A 23,221-nucleotide genomic window follows, 5' to 3' on the forward strand; every position below is an offset into this window, starting at 1 on the left:
ACTTCCGGGTATTCGCTGATCGGCAACTGGAACAGCGAGATCGCACCGGCGATCAGGATCAACAGCGACAGCACCGCTGCGAAGATCGGCCGGGAAATGAAGAATTGGGAAAAATTCATCGGAGTTGTCGTCCCTTAACCGCGTGGGGTCGTAGCGGCCAGCTTCGCAGCCGAACCCGATGCGCCCTTGGCAGGGGCAACTTTGGGCAGGTTGCTGGCTTCCAGCGCTTGACGTTGTTGAGCGAGGGCGGCGAGGGTCTGCTCGCTGGCCATCGGAATCACCTCAGGGGTGACCGGTGAGCCAGGACGAACCCGTTGCAGACCCTTGACGATGATCGTGTCGTCCTTGTTCAGACCGTTGCGGACGATGCGCAGGCCTTCAATCTTCGGACCGAGTTCGACGGCGCGGTAGGCGGTCTTGTTGTCGCCATCCATCACCAGCACGAACTTCTTGCCCAGGTCAGTGCCCACGGCTTCGTCATTGATCAGCATGGCGTTGTAGGTGCCGCTGCCGACCAGTTTCAAGCGAGCGTAAAGGCCCGGGGTGTAGGTGCCGTCAGCGTTGTCGAAGACTGCGCGACCACGGATGGTGCCGGTTTTCGGATTGACCTGGTTGTCGACGAAGTTCATCTGGCCGAGGTGCGGGTTGCCGTCTTCGTTGGACAGGCCCATGTACACCGGTGTGGTGGCGCCGCGCTGACCGTTGCGGGCCAGTTGGGTGTATTTGAGGAACACGCGTTCGTCGGCGTCGAAGTAGGCGTAGACCTTGTCGGTGGAGACGACGCTGGTCAGCGCGGTGGTGTCGGCGGTAACCAGGTTGCCGGCAGTGATTTCGGCGCGGCTGACGCGGCCGCTGATCGGTGCGGTCACGCGGGTGAAGCTCAGATTCAGTTTGGCCAGGTCCAGTTGTGCCTGCAGGGCACCAACGGCGGCGCGGGCTTCTTGGGCAGCGCTGGTGCGCGAGTCGGCCAGTTCAGCGGAAATGGCGTTGCTGGTACGCAGGCGTTCGCCGCGAGCGGCTTCGTTTTCGCTGCGAGTGGCGGTGGCGCGGGCTTGAGCAACCAGAGCTTCGAGGCGGCGTACCTCAGCCTGGAACGGACGCGGGTCGATCTGGAACAGCAGGTCGCCTTTCTTGACCAGCGCGCCTTCGGTGAACGCGACCTGATCGATCTGGCCCGAAACCCGTGGGCGGATTTCAACGGTTTCCGGCGCTTCGAGGCGCCCGGTAAATTCGTCCCACTCGTTGACCGGTTGTTCCAGCACCTTGGCCACGCTGACTTTGGCAGCGGGCGGGGCACCGGCAGTCTCCGGAGTTTTGCCGCAGGCGCTCATCACCAGTACGGCCAGCATGGCCAACGGGAAGCGCAAATGTTTGAGTGATTGTTCCATGGATGCAATCCGCCGAAGTATTGAAGATGGGCGGATGATGCTCGGCGCAGGTGTGATGGCACGAATCGAATGAAGCAAAGGTAACTATCATTCGGAATGATATAAGCGCCGAGGCAGCCCTCTAGCATGCACCTTTCGTTAGGGGGCTAACAATGTGTTTTCTTGCAAATCTGTCTTGCGTGACGAGCAATGATTGAGCAAGGCCTTTGTGAGAGGGGAGTCATATATATTAAGAAACGGCCATGAAGGCCGTTTCGATCCGCTATTGCGGCTATTGATCAGTTGAAGCCTTTGCGGTTGGCACCGAAGCGATTGGGGCCAGGCTGGCTGTCTTGCGCCAGAAACACGATGTTGACGATGGGCAGCAGAATCCACCAGCCGCTGCGGTCAGTGTCGTGCATGCGCCGTACGCCAACAGCGAGGCTCGGCAACAGCATTGCCAGGTTGTACAGGCTCTGCAAGGCGCCACCGGTCTTGAGCATGGCGTCGAAAACGCTCATGACAATAGCGATGCCCATGTTGATCAGAAAAAACATCCAGTATTCACGGCGCGTGGCGCGTCCGGTGAACACGGCATATTTCTTCAGTGCCTCTACGTATGGGTTGCCGCTCGCCATGATGGGGCCACTGGCAATGGAATGCAGTGGCGCTTGAGGTGCGCCGCATTGGGGGCATGCCAGTGCCAGAGTACTTATTTCCTTGGCGCAACCACGGCAGAAAACCAGGCTCATGTTTTTTTCCCTAAAAAATGGTCAGTCGAAAGACGGGACAGATACATCCCGGTGTTTTCGTTGGTGCAGATGTCGTCGCCAACGAGAGCAGAGACTGAATGCCCGACTCTCCACTGGCGGGGCGGCGGTAATCTAATCGTTACCATAAGGTTTGTCATCGGCTCTCGGCTTTCGATTTGTGGGTCTGCGGCTAAACCCAAACCCGATCGTCACCAAATCCACTTGGGGCCAGAGGCATACGAACGCATTTCGCTCTAACATGAGCTGATATTCATGCCGTCAGCTTCTGCCACCCCCGGAACTTTCATATATGCGAGACCTGCCGCCGACCGCGACCCTGCGGGCTTTCGAAGTGGCCACCCGGCACCCGACGTTCACGGCTGCCGCTCTAGAACTGCACGTAACCCAAAGCGCCGTCAGTCACCAGCTCCGGCACCTCGAAGAACTTTGGGGCTTGCAATTGTTCGAGCGCGGCAAGGCGTTACGCCTTACAACAGCGGGGGCGACGCTGGCGCTGATCGTGCGCGAGTTTTTCATGAGCCTTGAAGCAACGCTGGAGGATCTGCGCGAGCAAAAGGACAGGGTTCGCCTGACCGTCAGCACCACCTATTCGTTCGCGTTGAAGTGGCTGCTGCCACGCTTGCCGAACCTGTCGCGCCTGCACCCGGAGCTGTTGGTGTCGCTGGACACCACGGACAAGATCATCCACTTCGCCAATGGCGAAGCCGATGTCGCAATCCGCTTGGGCAAGGGCAATTACTCCGGCCTGTATTCAGAGTTCCTGTTCGGCGAACAGGTGTTTCCCGTGGCCAGCCCCGAACTGCTGCAGCGCGTCGGCAGGCCGGGCAGTCCCGCGGAGTTGCTGCAGATGCCGTTACTTATCCGCGACGGCGCCGAGTTGGCGCCGAAATGGGAGGTGTGGTTTGAGTCCGTCGGGCTGGAGTTTTTACCGCTGCGCGAAAGCGTCAGGTTTGGCGACACCAACATGACGGTGGAAGCTGCGTTGCTCGGCCAGGGTGTGGCGCTGGTGCGCAGCGGCCATGTCGAAAACGAAATCGCCGATGGCCGTCTGGTGAGGCTGTTCGATGTGCCGTTCCCTTCGCCTTTGGCCTACTATTTCGTCTGCCCCAAAGGCATCGAAGCCCAGGCACACATTCTCAGTTTTCGTGACTGGTTGCTCAGTGAAGCATTGAAGGTGCAGAACCCCCAGCGCTGAAGCATGAGCTTTTGCTCATGCTGCAATGAGGAAACTTCGCTGTAATGCCAATGCCCGAGATGCCTAGAATGCCGCATGCCAATCCATCTCGTACTCCTCGTTCTGTTCGCCGCGCTCCTGCACGCCAGCTGGAACGCGCTACTGCGCGGCGGTACCGATCGGCTCTGGTCGATGACAATAATGTGCGTGGCCATCGCCATCGTCTGCCTCATTGCCACCTTTTTTATGGCCGCGCCTGCACCTGAGAGCTGGGGGTATGCGCTGCTCTCGGCACTGCTGCATGTCGGCTACAACCTGTTCCTGGTGCGCAGCTATCGGGTCGGCGATCTAGGGCAGATCTATCCGATTTCCCGCGGCTCGTCACCGGCGCTGATCACCCTCGGCGCCGCGCTGTTTGCCGGCGAAACCATAACCCCCGGCGAACTGCTCGGCATTGGTCTGGTGTCCGGGGGGATCATTTCGTTGGCGTTCCGAGGGCGCAGCCTGTCGGTGCCGAGCCTGCCGTATGCGCTGGGCACCGGTTGTTTCATCGCTGCCTACAGCGTGGTCGATGGCATTGGCGCCAGACTGTCGGGGGCGCCGCTGGCTTACACAGTTTGGATGAGCGCCCTGTGGGGCGTGCTGATGCCGCTGGTGTATATCGGCCTGCGCGATGCTCGCAGTCTGTTTTCCGTACGGCCCGGAATGCTCGCCGCAGTGGGCGGCGGACTGGTCTCGTTGCTGGCCTACGCAATCGTTATCTACGCCATGAACGAAGCGCCGCTGGGCGCGGTGTCGGCCTTGCGCGAAACCAGCGTGTTGTTTGCCGCATTGCTCGGCTATTTGTTCCTCGGTGAAAAGCTCACCGTCCGCAGGGTGCTGGCGTGCGTGGTCATCGCCAGCGGCGCCATCATCATCGGCTGACACAGCCCAACTGCTGAGGAGAACGTCGCATGGATAAAGTCTCGCAAGCACCGCTGATTCTGATCACCGGCGGCAGTCGCGGAGTCGGCGCCGCCACCGCCCGACTCGCTGCCGCGCAAGGCTACGACGTCGCCATCAGCTACGTCGCCAACGAGCCCGCCGCTCTTGAGGTGGTGGCGGATATCGAAGCGTTGGGGCGCAAGGGACTCGCGGTGCGTGCTGACAGTGCTGACCCCGAGCAGGTTGCTGAACTGTTCTCGGCCCTCGATCGATCGTTCATTCGGGCGTATCGACGTTCTGGTCAATAACGCTGGCGTTCTGGCAAAACAGTCACGCATGGAGGACCTGAGCTTTGAACGCATGCAACGCATCTTCGCGGTCAATGCTCTGGGACCGATCCTGTGCGCGCAGCAAGCGGTGAAGCGCATGGCTTATCGGCACGGCGGCACAGGTGGGGCAGTGATCAACGTTTCTTCTGCCTCGGCGCGCTTGGGCAGCCCGAATGAATACGTTGACTACGCAGCATCGAAAGGCGCGCTGGAAACTTTCACCATCGGCTTTGCCAAAGAAGTCGCGCGCGAGGGTATTCGGGTCAACTGCATTCGCCCGGGGCACATCTATACCGACATGCACGCCAGCGGCGGCGAGCCGGGGCGGGTGGATCGCGTGAAGGATTCGATCCCGATGGGTCGGGGCGGTCAGCCGGAAGAGGTGGCGCGGGCCATCTTGTGGCTGGCCAGCGCGGAGGCCTCGTTTGTCACCGGGACTTTTCTGGATGTGACGGGTGGCAAGTGATTCGGGTCGGGAAAGAGGCTAAAGGGCTTTCAGGGTCGAGATTCAGAGGGGGCGCCTGATCTTCCTGTTCTTGGTCAGTCAGGTCATGGGGTCAGGTCGTTCAGCCGCAGGCAAGTGCAAATGCGCTTCCATGGCGTCATGAAGGAGTCTGACGACCTCGATCACGTCGTCATTTGCCACGCGATAGAACACGATATGGCGCGGGCTCTTGACCGTTCCATGAGTGGGTTTCGCCTGCTGGCGCGAATAGATGAGGTGATAGCTGCGGAGGCCTGGTGCAAGCTCATCGCGGTCATGGCTGCCAATGCGATAAGGCTTGTCGGCCAGCGCTTGCAGCGCTGCAAGGATCAGCGCTTGGTAGCGCTGGCGGGCCTGGTCGCCGAACTGGGTATGGGAGAGTCTGAGTATGTCGACAATGTCGGCGCGCGCGGGGTTGGAAATCCGATATCGCGGCATCCTCAGTGTTTCTCGCGCGCGGGGAGGGTAGCCTCCTGGCTCAAGCCTTCAAGGTAATGTTCCAGATCCCCTTCGTTCACCTGAGTAAAACGCCCACGCTCAAGATCCATGATGCCGATCGAGGTCGCCTGACGCAGTGCCTCGATTTTGGCGGTATCTTCGGCGACGCGCTGCTCCAACAGCCGCAAGCCTTCGCGCATTACCTCACTGGCATTCTGATACCGGCCGGACTGGACAAGGTCATGAATAACCTGTTCCTGGTGAGGAGTGAGCACTACGTTTCGGGTCGCCATAATTATCTCCAGTGCTGGCCTAACCGGTACTTACGAACATTGGCATATTATGCCAATTTGCCCGTCCGGATATTGATTCGGAATCTGATTCCGACGGGGTGCGTTCTACGGTACTTCCGATAACGCACCCTAGCCGACGATAGCTAAAGACTATCCGGATCCCCAAAGAACATCTGAATCCGCGACCTCAACCACCGCTCTCCCGGGTCGTTATCCTGCGACCCACGCCAAGCCATGTGCAGTTCAAACGTACGCGTCGGCAGTGGCGGATCTTCAGCACGCAGACCGCCAGCTGCCGTCAGTGCCTCAGCCGTGTAATCCGGCACGGTCGCGACGATATCGGTGCCCGCGAGCAGCGTGCCGAGTCCGTTGAACTGCGGCACCGCCAGCACCACGTGCCGTTTGCGTCCGAGTTTTTCCAGTTCTTCATCGACGAAACCACTGAGGTCGCCAGCGAACGACACCAGTGCGTGCGGTCGGGCGCAGTAGTCGTCGAGGCTCAACGGCCCCGGCACGGTGTCGGCGCGCAGCAGCTTCGGTGCGCTGCGGCGCAGGACCTTGCGCTTGGCGTTGGCTGGCAGGTCGGTGGTGTAGCTGACGCCGATGGAAATCTCGCCGGAGGCCAGCAGGCCAGGCATCAAGATGTAGTTGACCCGCCGCACCACGAGGACGATGCCTGGTGCTTCGGCGCGCAGGCGCTTGAGCAGCATGGGCAGCAGGGCGAATTCGACGTCGTCGGATAATCCAATGCGGAACACCGACGTGCTGGTCGCCGGATCGAAATCGGCGGCACGACTGACGGCGGTCGAGATCGAATCAAGGGCGGGCGAGAGCAGGGCGAAGATTTCCACCGCGCGGGCGGACGGCTCCATGCTGCGGCCGGTGCGGACAAACAAGGGATCGTCAAACAGGCTGCGCAGGCGCGACAAGGCCGCACTGATAGCCGGTTGGCCGAGGAACAATTTTTCCGCGGCCCGAGTCACACTGCGTTCGTGCATCAATGTTTCGAACACGATCAGCAGGTTCAGGTCGACACGACGCAGGTCATTACGATTCATCTGGAGTCCTGGCAGAGTCATCAAACTTGACGAGGGCGACCATATGAGAACAATGGCCGGCATGAATCTTACGGGGAAAGGCTGGTACTCTGCACCGGAAAATTCAGCTTTACTGCGACGGTGGCAGGCCTTTTTTCATGGATTTTGCCAATGCCGCCCTTGATGCGGAATCAATGACAGGCATGTCGACTATTAATAGCCACTGATGGTCTTGGGTCCAAAGCCCAGATAGAGTTCATGGCATTAGAGGTTACTTTGACGAGGTTTGCGATGTCCCGCACGATCCGTTTTCACAAGTTTGGTCCGGCCGAGGTGCTCAAATGCGAAGAGCATGCGGCTGCTCAGCCAGGTCCTGGCGAAGTGCAGGTGCGTGTCGAGGCAATCGGCATCAGTTGGTACGACACCCTGTGGCGCCAGAATCTGGCGTCGTCCCAGGCACGTCTTCCCTCGGGCCTCGGTCATGAAATGGCTGGTGTGGTCACTGCGGTGGGCGCTGATGTCGACGACCTGTCCGTCGGCGACAAAGTGGCCAGTTTTCCCGCAGAAAGCCCGAACGACTATCCGGTGTACGGCGAGTCGATCGTCCTGCCGCGCACCGCGCTGACCCGTTATCCCGATGTGCTCAGCCCGATCGAAGCGAGCGTGCATTACACGCCGCTGCTGATCGCCTACTTCGCTTATGCCGATCTGGCACGGGTCAAACCCGGTCAATTTGCGCTGGTGACTGACGCCAGCCACTGCGCCGGCCCGTCGTTTGTGCAATTGGGCAAAGCGCTGGGTGTGCGAGTGATCGCCGCGACCAAATCGGCGGAGGAGCGGGAGTACCTGCTGTCCCTCGGTGCGGAGAAGGTCATCGTCACCGAAGAGGAAGATCTGTTGATGCGCATCAACAAGATCACCGACAACCGCGGCGTCGATGTGGTGTTCGATGGTCTTGGCGGCCCGCAGATGTCATTGCTCGGCGATGTGCTGGCACCACGCGGCAGTCTGGTGCTGTACGGCTTGCAAGGTGGTAACCAGACCCCGTTCCCGGCGTGTGCGGCGTTTCAGAAGAACATCCAGTTCTTTGTGCACTGCATCGGCAACTTCACCGGCAAGCCGGAGCTGGGCATTGTCCAGGACCACGTCGCTCTGCAGCGTGCTTTGCGTGACATCAACCAGTTGACCGCTGACCGCGTGCTCCTGCCGCTCAAGACGCGTGTATTCCCGTTCAACGAGTTCGTCGAAGCGCATCGCTACATGGACGAATGCCCATGCCGCGAGCGAGTGGCCCTGCAAGTGGAAACCGCGTAAATCCGCTCATCAGAGTCCGTGGCCGCCACGGACTCTTTTCTGTTTAGATCCTCCGCTGTCAGTAAACCCTTCCCGATATCGAAGCATCGGCCCTTCAGCAACTGAACTGGTTTTTGCCTTCGATCTGTATCTTCTAATCACACTATAAGCACTGATAATTGAATGATTACTTTCATCTCAAGGAATGAGCTATGGCTGTGCATTCAATTTGTCCAAGGCAATATCAAATGGCTGGCTCGGCTGGCTTCGTCAATTTCTGTTTAATTGCTGTAGGGCGTTTCGGAAGTTGCTTCTCCTTTTCTTGTAATGATTTGTCGTGGGACGTTGTAGGAAGTTTCCTCAGATCATTTGCGAATGGCGAAAGCCCAATGAATACGGGTGGTTGAACGTGGCGCTTGGCATCTGGATGGCTTTATTCAGGTGAAGTGTTTCAAATAACTACAACTTTGTAAGTGTTAGCATTTCAGCGTCTATTACTTATTGATCCAATTGCCGCGCGCCCATTGTCATGTCTGCGCGGCATGAAACTTTTGATACCGGGTAAATACCGATGAGCACGATCCATGATCAGGCAATGAACTATGTCTATCAGCAAGTATTGCAGCGTCTGCTGAGTTTCTTTTCCCGAGCCGAGCGTACGGCATTGCAGTTGTTGATACAGCGCCTGGTGGTGGCCGCAGGCGGCATGGAAAACATTGGGCAATTCAAGGTGCTGGTGCCTCAGTCCGGCCTGCGTGACGGCTGCTACACCCTGGCCTTGCTCCGGGCTGCGCAGTTGACCATTGCCGGACGTGCTCCGGCAACCTTCCAGTTGCGTGTGGCTTCCCTGCGCTGGAGTGGCGACAGCCCGCTCGCCCTGCAAAACCTGCATCGCAGCTACAGCGCGCTGTTTCTTTATGACGATCCGCGGGTCGAGGTGCTGATGGTGGATAACCGCGAAGTGCTGCCGTTCGACCATCGCACGCCTGTGAGCAACGAAGGGCGTGAGGCCAGTCGCGTCAATCTGCTGCTGGTCGGGCACTGTCGCACCTGGCTGGAAACGCCTGAATTATGGGATGACGCCTATCTGGCGACGGCCGAGTACTACAGCCAGATCGCCCGCTGGAACAATGGTGTCGACGCCATGATCAGCACTGAAACCAAAGGCAGTCAGCAGCATTTCCTCGAAGGCCTGAACCGTGCAATGCAGCGAGTGGCAATAACCGGTCCAGAACTGGTCAATGCCGGATTCGAAGCGCTTTTTCCGCTGCTCGACGGGCTCGGTGATGATTTTTACCGCGAGCTGCGCGCAGATGATGACCGGATAGCGTGGCGCCCGGAAGGTGAGTTCGAAGCCTGCCGGCGCACCAGTTTTATCGATATCAACGACATGATGGTCGGCAAAATCGAGGATCGCTGGCCGCTGCTGGGCGAATTTCTCGGTTATGAACCTGACGACCTGGCGCTGTACCAGGGCGAAGCGGTATTCGCTGACCCTCTGATCTCGGCGCACGTGCGAGGTTTGTACGCACGCTTCATCGAGGGGCGCGCCTATGAGGCGGGTATCGACGATTATGTTCGTCACACGCTGGCCGACATGCGGCGAAAACAGGTCGCCGAATCTGTCTGCGAGCACTTGCTGGCCAGCTATGACAATGCCGGCGGGCCAGAGCAGCTGCGGGCGCTTGCCGAGGATTACCTCATCAATGGTTTCGGATTGAGCGAAACGCAGCTGGTGTGCCTGCTGTTTGCACCGTTCATCGACAACGGCAAAGGTCTCGAGCGGTTCCTGCGCAACTGTCATCCCGGCATGCTGGTCGCGATGCCTGACCTGCACCGCGCCATGCAAGGCTTGCACGCGCCGGAGCAGGTTTTGAAGTGGATAACGGAAGTGAGCGGGTTGCCGGTCAGGTTGGTGATCCGCCTCTATGCGACGGGCCCTGTGCAGATTCATGCGCCCACGCAATTAGCCTCGGAGAGCGCGTCTGAGGATCAGGCGGGTTCGGCCTCGTCATTCGAGCGGTCGACGGAACGCTGACGGTGAGCCGGAGCCTGAGTTGTGAACCGATATCTACGGAAATGAGGGTGTGAAAAGCGCGCGGGACAACGACTTTGTTTATCAGGCAGTTTATCGATATCTGACCACGCTGATTGATGACGCCGGAGGTGGTACGGCGGTACGCATGCCTTCCTTGCGACAACTGGCGGATCGACTGAATGTCTCCATTTCAACGGTGCAGTACGCCTATTCGCTTCTGGAGAAGGAAGGTCGAGTCTATTCGATAGCCAAGTCAGGGTATTACGCGCAAGCGCTGTTCAGCATGGATGCGCCCGGCAACGGCAATGATCTGCTGGAGACCGTGTACGTCAACGCCAGACGTCCCGGAATGTGTGTGTTGAGCGCCGACGAACCGGCCTCGCTGCAACCGCTGGACAGTCCGTTGTTGACGTTGGAACGTGAGCTTCTGCGCCAATATCCGCGTCAGCTACAGACATTCGTGCAACCTTGCGGAGAGCTGGAGTTGCGGGTTGCCCTGGCAGCGCGGTACACGAGTTCGACAGAGCATTTCTGGCATGCCGATGACATCTATATCGGTGCTGATCTGCGCGGGGTCCTGGAAATTCTGATTTCGGTGCTCGAATTGCGTCACGCCAGCGTAATTGTCGAATCACCGTGCGACTGGGTGATATTGCGTCTGCTCGAGTCGTGCGGGGTGCGCGTGATCGAATGGCCATTGCTGGCCGAAGGCGTGCTTGATCTGTCGGTACTGCAATCGCTGCTGGAGAACGAGCCAGTACGTCTGGTTCTTTTGTCTTCAGTGCTGAGCATGCCCCACGGCAAGGGTTTCACCCATGAGCGTCAGCAGGCCGCCGCGCAGTTGCTCAATCAACATGGCGTCTGGGTACTGGAAAACGACTGCTACAGCGAGCTTGACGAGCGCAATGATTCACAGCGTTTGCGCAGTTGGCTTGATCCTGAGCGTCTGCTGGTGTTTTCCACTTTCGAGAAATTCATCGGCGCTGAAGCGCCATTCGGCTTTGTCCTGTCGCGTCATTGGCGTGAGGCGCTGCAACGCCATTTTCTGCTGCGCGCATTTCGCTTGTCGCCAATCCGCCAAAAGGCGATTGCCCGGTTGTTGAATGGCGGGCGGCTTGATCAGCATTTATCTGTGCTGCGGCGAATGCTGGGTGAGCGGCGAGCCGTGTTGATCCAGGTTCTGCACGAACGTTTGGGCGATACGCTGCAGATAGTCGAGCCGCAGGGCGGGGCGACGGTGTGGGTGCGTTCGTTACGGCCGGTCGACATGGCGAATGTGTTCCGTCGCCTGCTCAAGCAACAGATCATCGTGGCCCCCGGCGAGCTGTTCAGCCTGCAAGGTCTGCATGCGGATCATCTGCGGATAAGCGCGTTGCACCACGGCGAGCGGGATCTGCCGAGTGTCATCGGCTTGCTCGGTGATGCCTTGCGCCTGTCGCCCGGTCAATAACGTTAAAAAACATCGGGCGAGTTTCGGATACATCCCGTCGCACAGTGGTCAAACTGCCAGTAAACTGCGCTGCATTTCCTGAACCACTCCGATTTCAGAGGTTTTTGCATGACACTCAGTCCTTTTGCGGGCAAACCGGCACCGGCAGAACTGTTGGTCGATATCCCGCGACTGGTTACGGCCTATTACACCGGCCAGCCTGATGCATCGATATCTACCCAGCGAGTGGCGTTCGGCACCTCCGGCCACCGCGGCAGTTCGTTCGATTTGAGTTTCAACGAATGGCATGTTCTGGCCATCAGCCAGGCGATCTGCCTGTATCGCGAAGCCCAGGGCATCACCGGCCCGCTGTTCGTCGGCATCGACACCCATGCATTGTCGACCCCGGCCGGCGCCAGCGCGCTGGAAGTCCTCGCCGCCAACGGCGTCACCGTGATGATCGCCGAAGGCGATGAGTACACGCCGACCCCGGCAGTTTCTCACGCCATTCTCTGCTACAACCGCGGCCGTACCTCTGGCCTGGCGGACGGTATCGTCATCACGCCGTCGCACAACCCGCCACAGAGCGGTGGCTACAAATACAACCCAACCAACGGTGGCCCGGCCGATACCCACATCACCAAGTGGATCGAAGCCAAGGCCAACGAGCTGCTGGCGAACAAACTGGCCGGGGTCAAACGCATCAGCTACGAGCAAGCGCTCAAGGCCAGCACGACCCATCGTCACGATTACTTGAACACCTATGTCGCCGACCTGATCAACGTCATCGACTTCGATGCCATCCGCGACGCCAAGCTGCGTCTGGGTGTCGATCCGTTGGGCGGAGCAGGGGTGCGCTACTGGTCGGCCATCGCCGAACACTACCGTCTCGACCTGGAAGTGGTGAATAAACAGGTCGATTCAACGTTCCGTTTCATGACCGTCGATTGGGACGGCCAAATCCGTATGGACCCATCGTCCAGCCACGCGATGCAGGGCCTGATTGGCCTGAAAGAGCGTTTCGACGTGGCATTCGCCTGCGATCCGGACCACGACCGCCACGGTATCGTCACGCCGTCCGGTGGTTTGCTCGCGCCGAACAACTATCTGGCGGTATCCATCGACTACCTGTTCCAGAACCGTCCGCAATGGCGCGCTGATGCCGCTGTCGGCAAAACCGTGGTCAGCAGCGGTTTGATCGACCGCGTGGCCAAGCGCCTGGGCCGTCGCCTGTACGAAGTGCCGGTCGGTTTCAAATGGTTCGCCGACGGTCTGTTCGATGGCTCGCTGGGTTTTGGCGGTGAAGAGAGTGCTGGCGCCTCGTTCCTGCGCAAGGACGGCGGTGTATGGAGCACTGACAAGGACGGCTTGATTCCAGCCTTGCTCGCCGCCGAAATGACCGCGCGCACCGGGCGCGATCCAAGCCAGGCCTACCGCGCGCTGACCGACGAACTGGGCGAACCGTTCTCGGTACGCGTCGACGCCAAGGCCAACCCTGAGCAGAAGGCACTGCTGAGCAAGCTGGCGCCGGAACAGGTCACCTCGACCGAGCTGGCGGGCGAAAAGATTCAGAGCATCCTCAGCCATGCACCGGGCAACGATCAGGCCATCGGCGGTCTGAAAGTCATGACCGAGAACGGCTGGTTCGCCGCGCGTCCGTCGGGCACTGAGGACATCTACAAGATCTACGCCGAAAGCTTCCTCGGCGATGACCACCTCAAGCAACTGGTGGCCGAAGCGCAAACGTTGGTGGATGGCGCTATTTCCACTAAGTGATGCGCACATGAAAAAGGGCAACCGTAATGGTTGCCCTTTTTTATTGCCTTCAGATCAAGCCAGGTCGACCAGTACGATCTCGCTGTCCTCGATCGCCGTGACCGTCAGCACTTGCTCATGGGCCACCGCCACACCGTCACGCGCTTGGGCACGCAAGCCATTGACTTCGATCACGCCGGTGGCCGGAACCAGATAGGCGCGACGCCCTTCGTCGAGCCGATATTCGGCGGTTTCACCGGCCTTGATGTTCGCCGCCACCAGACGTGCATTGGCACGAATGTGCAGGCTCTCATCGTCGCCGTCCTTGCCGCTGGCCAGCGTCACAAAACCTTCGCGCTCGCCTTTAGGAAACGGCTTGGCGCCCCACGACGGCGGCGCACCGGTTTCGGTCGGCAGAATCCAGATCTGGAAGATCTTGGTTTCCTTGTCTTCCAGGTTGTATTCGCTGTGAGCGATGCCGGTGCCGGCGCTCATCACTTGCACGTCGCCAGCTTCGGTGCGGCCCTTGTTGCCGAGGTTGTCCTGGTGCGTGATGGCACCTTCTCGCACGTAAGTGATGATTTCCATGTCGCGGTGCGGATGCTGCGGGAAACCGGTACCTGCGGCGATGATGTCGTCGTTCCACACGCGCAGGTTGCCCCAGCTCATCCGCTGCGGATCGTAGTATTCGGCAAAGGAAAAGTGGTGATGCGCGTCCAGCCAGCCATGATGGGCGCCGCCCAGCGAGCTGAAGGGTCTGAGTTCAAGCATGATCGTCTCCTAATAAGGGTCGTCAGGGGGCGGGCCCCGTGGTTGATGACGACGATCATCTATCAAGCAATCATCGATAAAAAGCGCAAAAACTGCCGCATCATGATCAGGTTATTTGATAGGAAGGCGCCTCGAAATCGTCTCATCCGACTTTCAATTCGTCGCCTAAACCGATGACCTGTAAGCATTTCGCTAGAACTGGACGGCAAATCCAGACACCATAGCCGCCACAGCCTCACACCCTGGAGTCCGTCAGCGTGGCGCAACACATTCCCGATCTTCCCCCTGAACTTCGTCCACTGGCCGAGATGCCCTGGTTCAAACGTCTGGCCGCGCGATTCTTTGGTCACGGGTTGACCAAGCTGCGCGCCCAGCACCGGGCGTCGTGGCTGCACGGGCAAGCCGACGGATTTCGCAGTGGCCACACCGCTGGCGTCGAATACGGTTTCAAGGAGGGCAAGCTTGAGGGGTTGGAGGAAGGCCGCCAGGTTCTGCTGATTCGCGACAGCCGCAACACCGAACATCGGCCGCCCAGCGTCGATAACCACCTGTTCGATGACTGGCGCTTGCCGCTGACGGCGGAACTGAAGAAGCGCATCAAGGCTGACGTCGCCCGTTTGCTTCCGGCTCACGCCCAGCCCAGCGCTGCGCAGTGGAAGATGATCTTCAGCGATACGCCGTCCACCTCGGTGGTGGCCGGTGCCGGCGCCGGCAAGTCGACCACGCTGGTACTGCGCATTCTGTTGCTCAGCCATTATCTGGGTTTTGAGCTGGATTCGATGACCGTGGTGACCTTCACCCGCGAATCGCGTAAGGACTTCATCAACAAACTCATCGAAATCTTTACGCTGTGGGGGCAGCCGCTGAACCTCAAGCAGGCCCGCGAACTGGTCAGAACCTTCCACTCACGCATCCTGCCGATGGTCCGCAGCCTGCCGGGTTTCGAGCGTTTGCAGGCCTTCGAGAACCTCAGCGATCGCCCGCAAAGCGGCGCAGAGGAAGTCGACAGCAATCCGTTTGACCTGCGCATCAATGACGCGCAGCGCCAGCAACTTAATGCTTGTTATCACCGGCTGTTCAACGACGATGAGCGTTTCCGCCAGTTGATCCAGCCGCTGTCCCGCGCGGGTTTGCAATTAAAGGAACTGGAACGCGATCACCCCGATGTGCAGAAACGCATGGCGGTCACCGAACTGGCGGCCAAGCGCGATGAAGAACTCTGCGATGTGATTGAAGATTTATGGTTTCGTGCAGGGGCGTGGCCCATCAAAGGCATCGAACCGAATCGGCAGGCCTTCGAAATCAATGGTTCGAAGTTCCACGCTCATGGCTATATTCCCAGCCTCGATGCCTGGATGGTGCTCGGCTTTGATCCCAGGGAAAACGCCCAGCTGACCCGACCCAACGCCAAGCTGAGTGTCCGTGCAGAGTGGGCGGTCAAGCGCACCCTGTTTCAAGCTTTCTGCCGTAAGCCATTGATATGGCTAGATAGTTACGAGTCATCCAGGCGCGTTCTTTCGACGTTGGCCGGAGATGCCAGCGCCGGTCCCGGCTTTGATTACAAGGTCAAAGGCGAGCTGGCATCGGCGCCATTGCTGGATTGTTTTGTCGCCGCAGCAGGCTTTATCGAAAACCTCGGCCTGGATGTACCAGACGCGGTCAGTCGGATGAGCTTCGCCAAGGACGACCCTGATCGTTTTTTCTTTGAAGCCCTGGGCCTGTTCTGGCGCGCATTTGAAGATCACCTGCTGGACCAGAAACCGCCAGTGATGACCTACAACCGCATGTTCGCGCTGTTCAGCGAGCACTCGCCGGAAAACCTCAAGCTGCTCAGCGATGAGTTGCTGCGGCCTATGGCGCATTTGATGATCGATGAGTTCCAGGACGTATCGCCGCAGATCGTTTCGTGGATTCGCGCCAGCCTCAATGAAATCCGCAGCCGTGGCCCGGCCATGCACGTTGGGCGAGGGGCGCAGCGTTCGTCGCTATTGTGTGTTGGCGATGACTGGCAGTCGATTTACGGTTGGCGCGGCAGCTCACCGAGCTACTTCATGGAGTTCAACAAGGAATTTCCTTCACCGAGCACCACAAGAGTGATGCTCAGTGACAACTATCGCAGCCATCAGCACATCATCGACGCCGCCGAACACATTGTCCGTGCAGCGCCGGCAATCGCAGGCAAGAAGGCCAAGGCCAGTGGTGAGCCCAAGCCGCTTCACCCGGTCAATGTGCTTGAGCGGGATGATGAAGCATTGGGTCAGCGCTTGGCCGAGCATTATCGGCGCGGCGATTCAATCTTGATGCTTTATCGAAAAAGCAGCGATAAGTTATTGATAGAGCAGCATATTCAGCCTGTACTTAATGTAGATTCGAGCTTGCCCTTTGACACGCGGCGGCTGAAGCAACTGACCTATCACAGCGCCAAAGGCTTGCAGGCTGACGCAGTATTTCTGCTGGGTGATTGCCAGCATCTGACCAGTTCTCCGTACAAGAATCAGGTCTATCGCATGGCGGGATTGGGCAAAAGCGGCGACAGCGAGCCTTATGACACTGCGCAAAAGGACGAAATCCTGCGCCTTGCCTACGTCGGTATCACACGCGCCGTCAGCCATTGCTATTGGTACGTCGAACCGCAGGACAGCCAGGCGGTAAACATGCCGAGGGCGTCGGATCGAGTCGCCAAGGGCAAACCCTTCTTCGTCGACCATCGACGCGAAAAGGAAAAGACCAGCGCCTGACCCATAAAAAGCCCGCATCGCTGCGGGCTTTTTGTTTTAAATCAGGTGTTTATGCGTAGTTCTTGAGAGATTCCGGAGGAGTGAAGGCTTCCAGCTCATCCTCGATGGCTTCGATCATGCGCTCGACGTCCGCCGCGTTCATCACCGTTGCGCAGGGAATGCCGGCGATGGCAATCATGGTCTCGCCGCTGGCACGGTCGAACAGACGGGCGATCATGCTGCCCGGCGCATCCATCGTCGCCTCGAAACCCATGGGATGAAAATGCCAGCGCATCAGCTGGCAAGCGTTTGGAAAGGTGACTTTGCTGAACCCTTTATTCATGGTGTTGCCCGCCTGCTTCATCGAGCGCTTCCTTTTGCTCATGTTAGGTGGGAAGAGCCTTCATTGGCTCAACCAGTGCTTGAGCTTTAAAAGTAGCATCCGTGTGTGAAAAAACTGTGAGTTTTTTCAGTCCGTTTAGCGATTGATTCGCATTTTTTGATGTAAGTCACTGGCTCATCGATTATCGCCAAAACGCCACCATGGATTTTTTATTGAAGCGGCAGAGGAAGTTGGGCAAGCTCGGTTCTTTTTCGCCGAGCCGCTTATGCACGCCGATGACGACGGTCCAGAACAGACCCAGGCCACGGCCGCCACGGTCATGCGCTATCACCTGAGCTGGAAACACCGGGATCTGGACAGCGTCATGGCGCTTTATCACGCCGAGATCCAGTACAACGATTTCTTTCAGAACCGGGTGCTCGGTCTGGATGAGTTGCGCGAATACGTGCGCGTGAGCATGCCGCGAGAATCCGACGAACTGCTCGAACATTGCGACCGAATCCGGGTGGATGGCAACACCGCGTTCATTCAGTACGAGGTGACCTTGCGCGGCGGCGACGGCCTGGTGTCGTTTCGCTCCAGCGAAGCGATCACGGTCAAGGACGGCTTGATCTGGCGCGTCAACGAGTACGCCTCGCTGGTGCGTACTCAAGCCGACGGCAGTTCGGCACAGAGTCAGCGTCCGGCGGTCAGTCGGCTGGGTCTGTCACCGCGGCAGCTGAGTTTCATGGCCGAAGACCTGCAGCAGTATTTCGAAAAGCAGCAGCCCTATCTGGACCCTGAGCTTGACCTGCAACGGGTGGCGAAGGAGTGCGGGTACAGCCGTAATCAGATCTCCTATCTGCTCAATCAGGTGCTCGGGCAAAGCTTTTATCGCTACGTCAATCAGGCGCGCCTGCAGCATTTGCTGCGTGCGCTGGACAGCGCCACGCCGCCGTTGCGCGTCGACGAGCTGGCGTTTGCCGCCGGCTTCAATTCGTTGTCAGCGTTCTATAAATGCTTTCGCGAACACACCGGCCAGTCGCCCAAGGCCTACGCCAAACAAATTTCTCTGCGGGCACGCGCGCAAGACATCCACTGAAGGCAGCCACTAGGATCGACGCCATCGAAGGTTTTCAGTGGCGGAGTCTGGCATGTCGGCGTGGCGCACGATCAGTTTGTGGATGGATCAGCTCGATGAACCGCTGCTGGCGCGGCCTGCGCTTGAGCGTGACCTGGATGTCGACGTGGCCATCATCGGCGCCGGTTACACCGGACTGTGGACGGCGTACTACCTGAAAAAACAGGCGCCCGGCCTGGATATCGCCATCGTCGAGGCGCAAACCGCCGGGTTCGGTGCATCCGGACGCAATGGCGGCTGGCTGATGGGTAATTTGCTGGGCGAAGATCGCTTGCTCGCAGGCTTATCGCCGCTGCAACGCAGGGCGTCGTTCGATCTGCTGCACAGCATCCCCGATGAAGTGGAGATCGTCCTCGAACGCGAAGGCATCGACTGCGATTACCGTAAGGGCGGGGTGCTTTATTGTGCCGCGCGCTACCCAGAGCAGGAAGCCGTTCTGCGTGATTACCTGAGCAAGCTGCACGCCCAAGGCCTTACCGATAACGACTACCGCTGGCTCAGTCCCGAGCAGTTGGCCCAGCAGATCCGCGTGGCCAAGCCCTACGGCGGCATCTTCGCTCCCCATGTCGCGACCATTCACCCGGCGAAACTGGTCCGTGGTCTGGCGCGGACCGTGCAGAACATGGGCGTGAAAATCTACGAAAACAGCCCGGTCACTCACTGGCAACCCGGCAGTCTGCGTACCGCCAAGGCCAGCGTGCGCAGCCGTTGGATCGTCCCGGCGGTGGAAGGTTATTCGGTGACCTTGCCACCACTTGGTCGTTATCAATTGCCGGTGCAAAGCCTGATTGTCGCCACGGAACCGCTGTCCGCTGCGACCTGGGACGAAATCGGCCTCAATCGCGGCCAGGCCTTCAGTGAATTCAGCCGCCAGGTCACCTACGGCCAGCGCAGTGCCGACAATCGTCTGATCTTCGGCGCCCGTGGCGGGTATCAGTTCGCCGGCAAGCTGCGCCATGACTTCAACCTCACCCGCGATGAAGTCGAGTTGCGCCGCTATCTGTTCGGCGAACTGTTCCCGCAGCTGAAAAATGTGCAGATCACCCATGCCTGGGGCGGCAACCTTGGCATGTCGCGGCATTTCAAGCCGCACATGCTTTGCGACCGCGCCAACGGCATCGCGCTATCGGGCGGTTATGGCGGTGAGGGCGTCGGGGCCAGCAATCTCGGCGGCCGGACGCTGGCCGATCTGATTCTTGAGCGCGACAGCGAGCTGACCCAACAACCGTGGGTCCTGCCCGACGGTGGCATTCATGCGCTGCGTGCCTGGGAGCCAGAGCCATGTCGCTGGCTCGGCTACAACGCGATCATCAAAAGTTTCGTGCACGAAGACCAGACCCTGGCCAATCCCGCGACCGCGCCCTGGCGGCGCAAGCTCGCCAGCCGGGTTGCCGGGTTCATGGAAGGTTTCATGCACTGAACGTCGTTTCCCTCAATAAACAGGTCACGCCATGAGCATCACCCAATTCAAGAACACCGCCGCGCTTGAGCTCGAAGAATCCAACCCGGTCGTCGTGCCCCTCGGCGAACCCGTCGCAATTGCCTCGACCACCAGCGTCGAGCGCGACGACGGTGTCGAAACCGGCGTCTGGGAATGCACCCCGGGCCGCTGGCGGCGGCAGATCACCGCGCAGGAGTTCTGCCATTTCATTTCCGGGCGCTGCACCTTCACCCCCGACGGTGGCGGCGAAACCCTGCACATACAAGGCGGCGACGCACTGATGTTGCCTGCCAACACGCTCGGGATCTGGGATATCCAGGAAACCGTGCGCAAGAGCTACGTGCTGATTTTCTGATTGTTTGATCCTTTGATTGCCTGCCAACAAAAAAAGCCCATACAGGAATCGCCCCATGATCCAGAAAACCCTCGCATTGGCGCCGCTGTTGCTGGCCGCTTCCGTCAGTCACGCGGCCGAGACGGTCAAGGTCTACAACTGGTCCGACTACATCGCCCCGGACACCACGAAGAATTTCCAGAAAGACACGGGCATCGGCGTCACCTACGACGTTTACGACAGCAACGAAACCCTCGACGGCAAGCTGATGACCGGTAAATCCGGTTACGACGTGGTTTTTCCGTCGAACCACTTCATGGCGCGGCAGGTTCAGGGTGGGGCGCTGAAGAAACTCGACAAGAGTCAGTTGCCGAACTGGAAGAATCTCAATCCAGCGCTGCTTAAGGCCCTGCAGACCAACGACCCGAACAACGAACACGGTTTCCCTTATCTGTGGGGCAGCACCGGTATCGGCTACAACATTGCCAAGGTCAAAGCGGTGCTGGGCGACAACGCGCCGGTGGATTCCTGGGATCTGATCTTCAAACCCGAATACATGGAAAAACTGCAGAAGTGCGGCGTGGCGATCCTCGACAACGGCCCGGAACTGCTCCCGGCGGCCCTCAACTATCTGGGCCTGCCGCACCACAGCAAAAATCCCGAAGACTACAAAAAAGCCGAAGCCCTGTTGATGAAAGTGCGGCCCTACGTCAGCTACTTCCATTCTTCGAAGTACACCAGTGATTTGGCCAACGGCGACATCTGCGTAGCGGTGGGCTTTTCCGGCGACATCCTGCAAGCGGAGAACCGCGCCAAGGAAGCCAAGAACGGCGTCGAGATCGGTTATGCGATTCCCAAGGAAGGCGCGGCGATCTGGTTCGACATGGTCGCCATGCCCGTCGACGCACCGGACGAGAAGGCCGGCTATGCTTTCATGAACTACCTGCTGCGCCCCGATGTCATGGCCGGCATCAGCAACTACGTGCATTACGCCAATGGCAACGAACAAGCCGACAAACTGATCGACCCGGCGATCAAGAACGACACCAAGGTTTACCCGAGCGCGGAAATGATGGGCAAGCTGTTCGCGCTGGAAGCGATGCCGCTTAATATCGACCGGATCCGGACACGGGTGTGGAACAAGATTCGCACCGGTAGCTGAACCTCCGTCCTCTGTAGGAGCTGACGAGTGCAACGAGGCTGCGATCTCTTGATCTTAAAAAGGTCAAAGTCAAAAGATCGCAGCCTCGTTGCACTCGTCAGCTCCTACAGTCCGAATAACGTCATAGAGTTGATATCAAAGCACTGGCACCGCTGACGGAAAGTGTGACTTGCCCAACAAATTCAAACTTAGCGATATTTAATATTTAAATAGAAAATCGTCAGACAATTTCCACCCTCATCGCAACTAAAAACAATCTTTCCTCCCCGCGCGCTTTGTTTACGGCAGTTTCCTGATATAGCCAAATTGGATCGCAAAAAAACTCTTTACGACAGATTTCCAATTGTGTCAGGTTCGTTACGCCTCCATTGGGCGAGTGATAGGACGATCTCGCCAAAGATCGTCCTGTCGGACAAAAACTGTTCCATTGCTAAACAAGGAAGTGTGTTTATGTCGAAAGTTAAAACCAATGCTGTTGATTCCGCCGAACAAGCTTTCCAGCTGGCTGCCTTCAGCTCGGCGTACAACCAGATCAATAGCTTCAGCCATCAGTACGACCGCGGCGGCAACCTCACGGTCAATGGCAAACCCTCGTACACCGTCGACCAGGCGGCTACGCAACTGCTGCGTGACGGCGCTGCCTACCAGGACAAGGACGGCAGCGGCAAGATCGAACTGACCTACACGTTCCTGACCTCGGCCTCGAACAGCACGATGAACAAGCACGGCATCAGCGGGTTCAGTCAGTTCAGCGCACAGCAGCAGGCGCAGGCCAAGCTCGCCATGCAGTCCTGGGCCGACGTGGCCAATGTCACCTTCACCGAGAGAGCCTCGGGCGGCGACGGGCACATGACCTTCGGTAACTACAGCGGTGGCCAGGATGGCGCTGCGGCGTTTGCCTATCTGCCGGGAACCGGCGCTGGTTATGACGGCACCTCGTGGTACTTGATCAACAGCGGTTACACGCAGAACAAGAACCCGGAACTGAACAACTACGGTCGTCAGACCCTGACCCACGAAATCGGCCATACCCTTGGCCTTGCGCACCCCGGCGACTACAACGCCGGCAACGGCAACCCGACCTACAACGATGCGACTTATGGCCAGGACACCCGTGGCTACAGCGTCATGAGTTACTGGAGCGAGAGCAACACCAACCAGAACTTCAGCAAGGCCGGCGTCGAAGCCTATTCGTCCGGCCCGCTGATGGATGACATCGCCGCAATCCAGAAGCTCTACGGCGCCAACACCACGACCCGCACCGGCGACACCACCTACGGCTTCAACTCCAATACCGGTCGCGACTTCCTCAGCGCTTCGTCGTCGAGCGACAAAGTGGTGTTCTCGGTCTGGGATGCCGGCGGCAAGGACACCCTGGATTTCTCCGGTTTCACCCAGAACCAGAAGATCAACCTCAATAGCGCTTCGTTCTCCGACGTTGGCGGCATGGTCGGCAACGTGTCGATCGCCAAGGGCGCAGTCATCGAGAACGCGATTGGTGGTTCGGGCAGCGATCTGTTGATCGGTAACAGCGTGGCCAACGAACTGAAGGGTGGTGCCGGCAACGACATCCTGTACGGCGCTGGCGGTGCCGACAAACTGTGGGGCGGCGCCGGTTCGGACACTTTCGTGTTCGCCGCCAGTTCGGACTCCAAGCCGGGGGCGATCGATCAGATTCTCGATTTCGTCAGCGGTCTGGACAAAATCGACCTGACCGGCATCACCAACGGCGCGGGCCTGCACTTCGTCAACAGCTTCACCGGTTCGGCCGGCGACGCAGTGTTGACCTCGTCGGGTGGCAACAGCCTGTTGTCGGTGGATTTCTCCGGGCATGGCGTGGCTGACTTTATCGTCAGCACCGTGGGCCAGGCAGCGACCAGCGACATCGTCGCGTGATGTGAAAGGAAAGCGGCGCCTGGTGCGTCGCTTTCTTCGCTTGCATCGGCCTGATCGCCGAGCAAGGCTACGAGCGGAAGTGAAGTTTCCTATGACTCGATAC

Annotated in this window: 19 protein-coding genes and 1 pseudogene; 13 read left to right on the top strand and 7 right to left on the bottom strand. The window is 58.9% G+C overall.

The features are described 5' to 3' along the window. Window positions 1-134: 134 nt before the first annotated feature. Both mexE and D8U71_RS13350 read right to left on the bottom strand, forming a co-directional pair. Window positions 135-1,388 carry a multidrug efflux RND transporter periplasmic adaptor subunit MexE gene (mexE, locus tag D8U71_RS13345; RefSeq protein ID WP_039761553.1) on the bottom strand — a complete coding sequence of 418 codons (1,254 nt, stop codon included), beginning with the start codon at window positions 1,386-1,388 and terminating at the stop codon, window positions 135-137. Between the two features lie 278 nt (window positions 1,389-1,666). Continuing rightward, on the bottom strand, window positions 1,667-2,119 hold the full coding sequence (locus D8U71_RS13350) for a DUF805 domain-containing protein (RefSeq protein WP_110600443.1): 453 nt from the start codon (window positions 2,117-2,119) through the stop codon (window positions 1,667-1,669). A gap of 310 nt (window positions 2,120-2,429) precedes the next feature. Here D8U71_RS13350 and gcvA point away from each other — a divergent pair, with 310 nt between their 5' ends. The 3 genes and pseudogenes from gcvA to D8U71_RS13365 all read left to right on the top strand — a co-directional run bounded on the left by gcvA (window position 2,430) and on the right by D8U71_RS13365 (window position 5,033). Beyond that, window positions 2,430-3,335 (top strand): transcriptional regulator GcvA, encoded by a 906-nt coding sequence (gene gcvA / locus D8U71_RS13355; protein WP_130887936.1) that lies wholly within the window; start codon window positions 2,430-2,432, stop codon window positions 3,333-3,335. 75 nt (window positions 3,336-3,410) lie between these two features. Continuing rightward, window positions 3,411-4,238 carry a DMT family transporter gene (locus D8U71_RS13360; RefSeq protein WP_130887937.1) on the top strand — a complete coding sequence of 276 codons (828 nt, stop codon included), beginning with the start codon at window positions 3,411-3,413 and terminating at the stop codon, window positions 4,236-4,238. 29 nt (window positions 4,239-4,267) lie between these two features. After that, window positions 4,268-5,033: pseudogene (locus D8U71_RS13365) on the top strand (SDR family oxidoreductase). A gap of 78 nt (window positions 5,034-5,111) precedes the next feature. Here the strand turns inward: D8U71_RS13365 and D8U71_RS13370 are convergent. The 3 genes from D8U71_RS13370 to D8U71_RS13380 form a co-directional block, all read right to left on the bottom strand. Further along, a complete protein-coding gene (locus tag D8U71_RS13370) occupies window positions 5,112-5,489 on the bottom strand; it encodes a type II toxin-antitoxin system RelE/ParE family toxin (RefSeq protein ID WP_130887938.1) in 378 nt (125 codons plus the stop codon). Between the two features lie 2 nt (window positions 5,490-5,491). Further along, the gene (locus D8U71_RS13375) at window positions 5,492-5,782 is read right to left on the bottom strand and encodes a type II toxin-antitoxin system ParD family antitoxin (protein ID WP_076562760.1); all 291 of its coding nucleotides are present in this window, start codon (window positions 5,780-5,782) and stop codon (window positions 5,492-5,494) included. Between the two features lie 143 nt (window positions 5,783-5,925). Continuing rightward, a complete protein-coding gene (locus D8U71_RS13380; RefSeq protein ID WP_016774850.1) occupies window positions 5,926-6,840 on the bottom strand; it encodes a LysR family transcriptional regulator in 915 nt (304 codons plus the stop codon). A gap of 270 nt (window positions 6,841-7,110) precedes the next feature. Here D8U71_RS13380 and D8U71_RS13385 point away from each other — a divergent pair, with 270 nt between their 5' ends. The 4 genes from D8U71_RS13385 (at window position 7,111) to pgm (ending at window position 13,355) form a co-directional block, all read left to right on the top strand. Next, window positions 7,111-8,133, top strand: a complete 1,023-nt coding sequence (locus tag D8U71_RS13385) for a zinc-dependent alcohol dehydrogenase family protein (RefSeq protein ID WP_041480274.1) — start codon at window positions 7,111-7,113, stop codon at window positions 8,131-8,133. Between the two features lie 550 nt (window positions 8,134-8,683). Beyond that, window positions 8,684-10,150, top strand: coding sequence for a hypothetical protein (locus tag D8U71_RS13390; RefSeq protein WP_130887939.1), 1,467 nt, complete (start codon window positions 8,684-8,686; stop codon window positions 10,148-10,150). A gap of 49 nt (window positions 10,151-10,199) precedes the next feature. Next, complete coding sequence (locus tag D8U71_RS13395) at window positions 10,200-11,600, top strand: PLP-dependent aminotransferase family protein (protein ID WP_016774847.1); 1,401 nt, start codon at window positions 10,200-10,202, stop codon at window positions 11,598-11,600. A 108-nt stretch (window positions 11,601-11,708) separates the two neighbouring features. Then, window positions 11,709-13,355 (top strand): phosphoglucomutase (alpha-D-glucose-1,6-bisphosphate-dependent), encoded by a 1,647-nt coding sequence (gene pgm, locus D8U71_RS13400; RefSeq protein ID WP_016774846.1) that lies wholly within the window; start codon window positions 11,709-11,711, stop codon window positions 13,353-13,355. Between the two features lie 54 nt (window positions 13,356-13,409). Here the strand turns inward: pgm and D8U71_RS13405 are convergent, their stop codons facing one another. Beyond that, the gene (locus tag D8U71_RS13405; RefSeq protein WP_016774845.1) at window positions 13,410-14,105 is read right to left on the bottom strand and encodes a pirin family protein; all 696 of its coding nucleotides are present in this window, start codon (window positions 14,103-14,105) and stop codon (window positions 13,410-13,412) included. A gap of 257 nt (window positions 14,106-14,362) precedes the next feature. On the opposite strand from D8U71_RS13405, the gene D8U71_RS13410 reads away from it, so the two are divergent. Further along, window positions 14,363-16,843 (top strand): UvrD-helicase domain-containing protein, encoded by a 2,481-nt coding sequence (locus D8U71_RS13410; RefSeq protein WP_130887940.1) that lies wholly within the window; start codon window positions 14,363-14,365, stop codon window positions 16,841-16,843. A gap of 49 nt (window positions 16,844-16,892) precedes the next feature. On the opposite strand, the gene D8U71_RS13415 is transcribed toward D8U71_RS13410, so the two are convergent. Then, window positions 16,893-17,165, bottom strand: coding sequence for a DUF1652 domain-containing protein (locus tag D8U71_RS13415; RefSeq protein ID WP_038862172.1), 273 nt, complete (start codon window positions 17,163-17,165; stop codon window positions 16,893-16,895). A 265-nt stretch (window positions 17,166-17,430) separates the two neighbouring features. On the opposite strand from D8U71_RS13415, the gene D8U71_RS13420 reads away from it, so the two are divergent. The 5 genes from D8U71_RS13420 to D8U71_RS13440 all read left to right on the top strand — a co-directional run bounded on the left by D8U71_RS13420 (window position 17,431) and on the right by D8U71_RS13440 (window position 23,118). Continuing rightward, window positions 17,431-18,246: a nuclear transport factor 2 family protein gene (locus tag D8U71_RS13420; protein WP_073476200.1), complete on the top strand. Its 816-nt coding sequence runs from the start codon at window positions 17,431-17,433 to the stop codon at window positions 18,244-18,246. A gap of 52 nt (window positions 18,247-18,298) precedes the next feature. After that, window positions 18,299-19,705: an FAD-dependent oxidoreductase gene (locus tag D8U71_RS13425; protein ID WP_130887941.1), complete on the top strand. Its 1,407-nt coding sequence runs from the start codon at window positions 18,299-18,301 to the stop codon at window positions 19,703-19,705. A gap of 31 nt (window positions 19,706-19,736) precedes the next feature. Beyond that, on the top strand, window positions 19,737-20,081 hold the full coding sequence (locus D8U71_RS13430; protein WP_122611326.1) for a cupin domain-containing protein: 345 nt from the start codon (window positions 19,737-19,739) through the stop codon (window positions 20,079-20,081). A 55-nt stretch (window positions 20,082-20,136) separates the two neighbouring features. After that, a complete protein-coding gene (locus D8U71_RS13435; protein ID WP_130887942.1) occupies window positions 20,137-21,222 on the top strand; it encodes a polyamine ABC transporter substrate-binding protein in 1,086 nt (361 codons plus the stop codon). A gap of 450 nt (window positions 21,223-21,672) precedes the next feature. Continuing rightward, window positions 21,673-23,118 (top strand): serralysin family metalloprotease, encoded by a 1,446-nt coding sequence (locus D8U71_RS13440; RefSeq protein WP_110645372.1) that lies wholly within the window; start codon window positions 21,673-21,675, stop codon window positions 23,116-23,118. Window positions 23,119-23,221: the final 103 nt, after the last annotated feature.

Origin of the sequence: Pseudomonas sp. Sample_21 (genome assembly GCF_004307525.1) — a bacterium.
GTDB classification, from domain to species: Bacteria; Pseudomonadota; Gammaproteobacteria; order Pseudomonadales; family Pseudomonadaceae; genus Aquipseudomonas; species Aquipseudomonas atacamensis.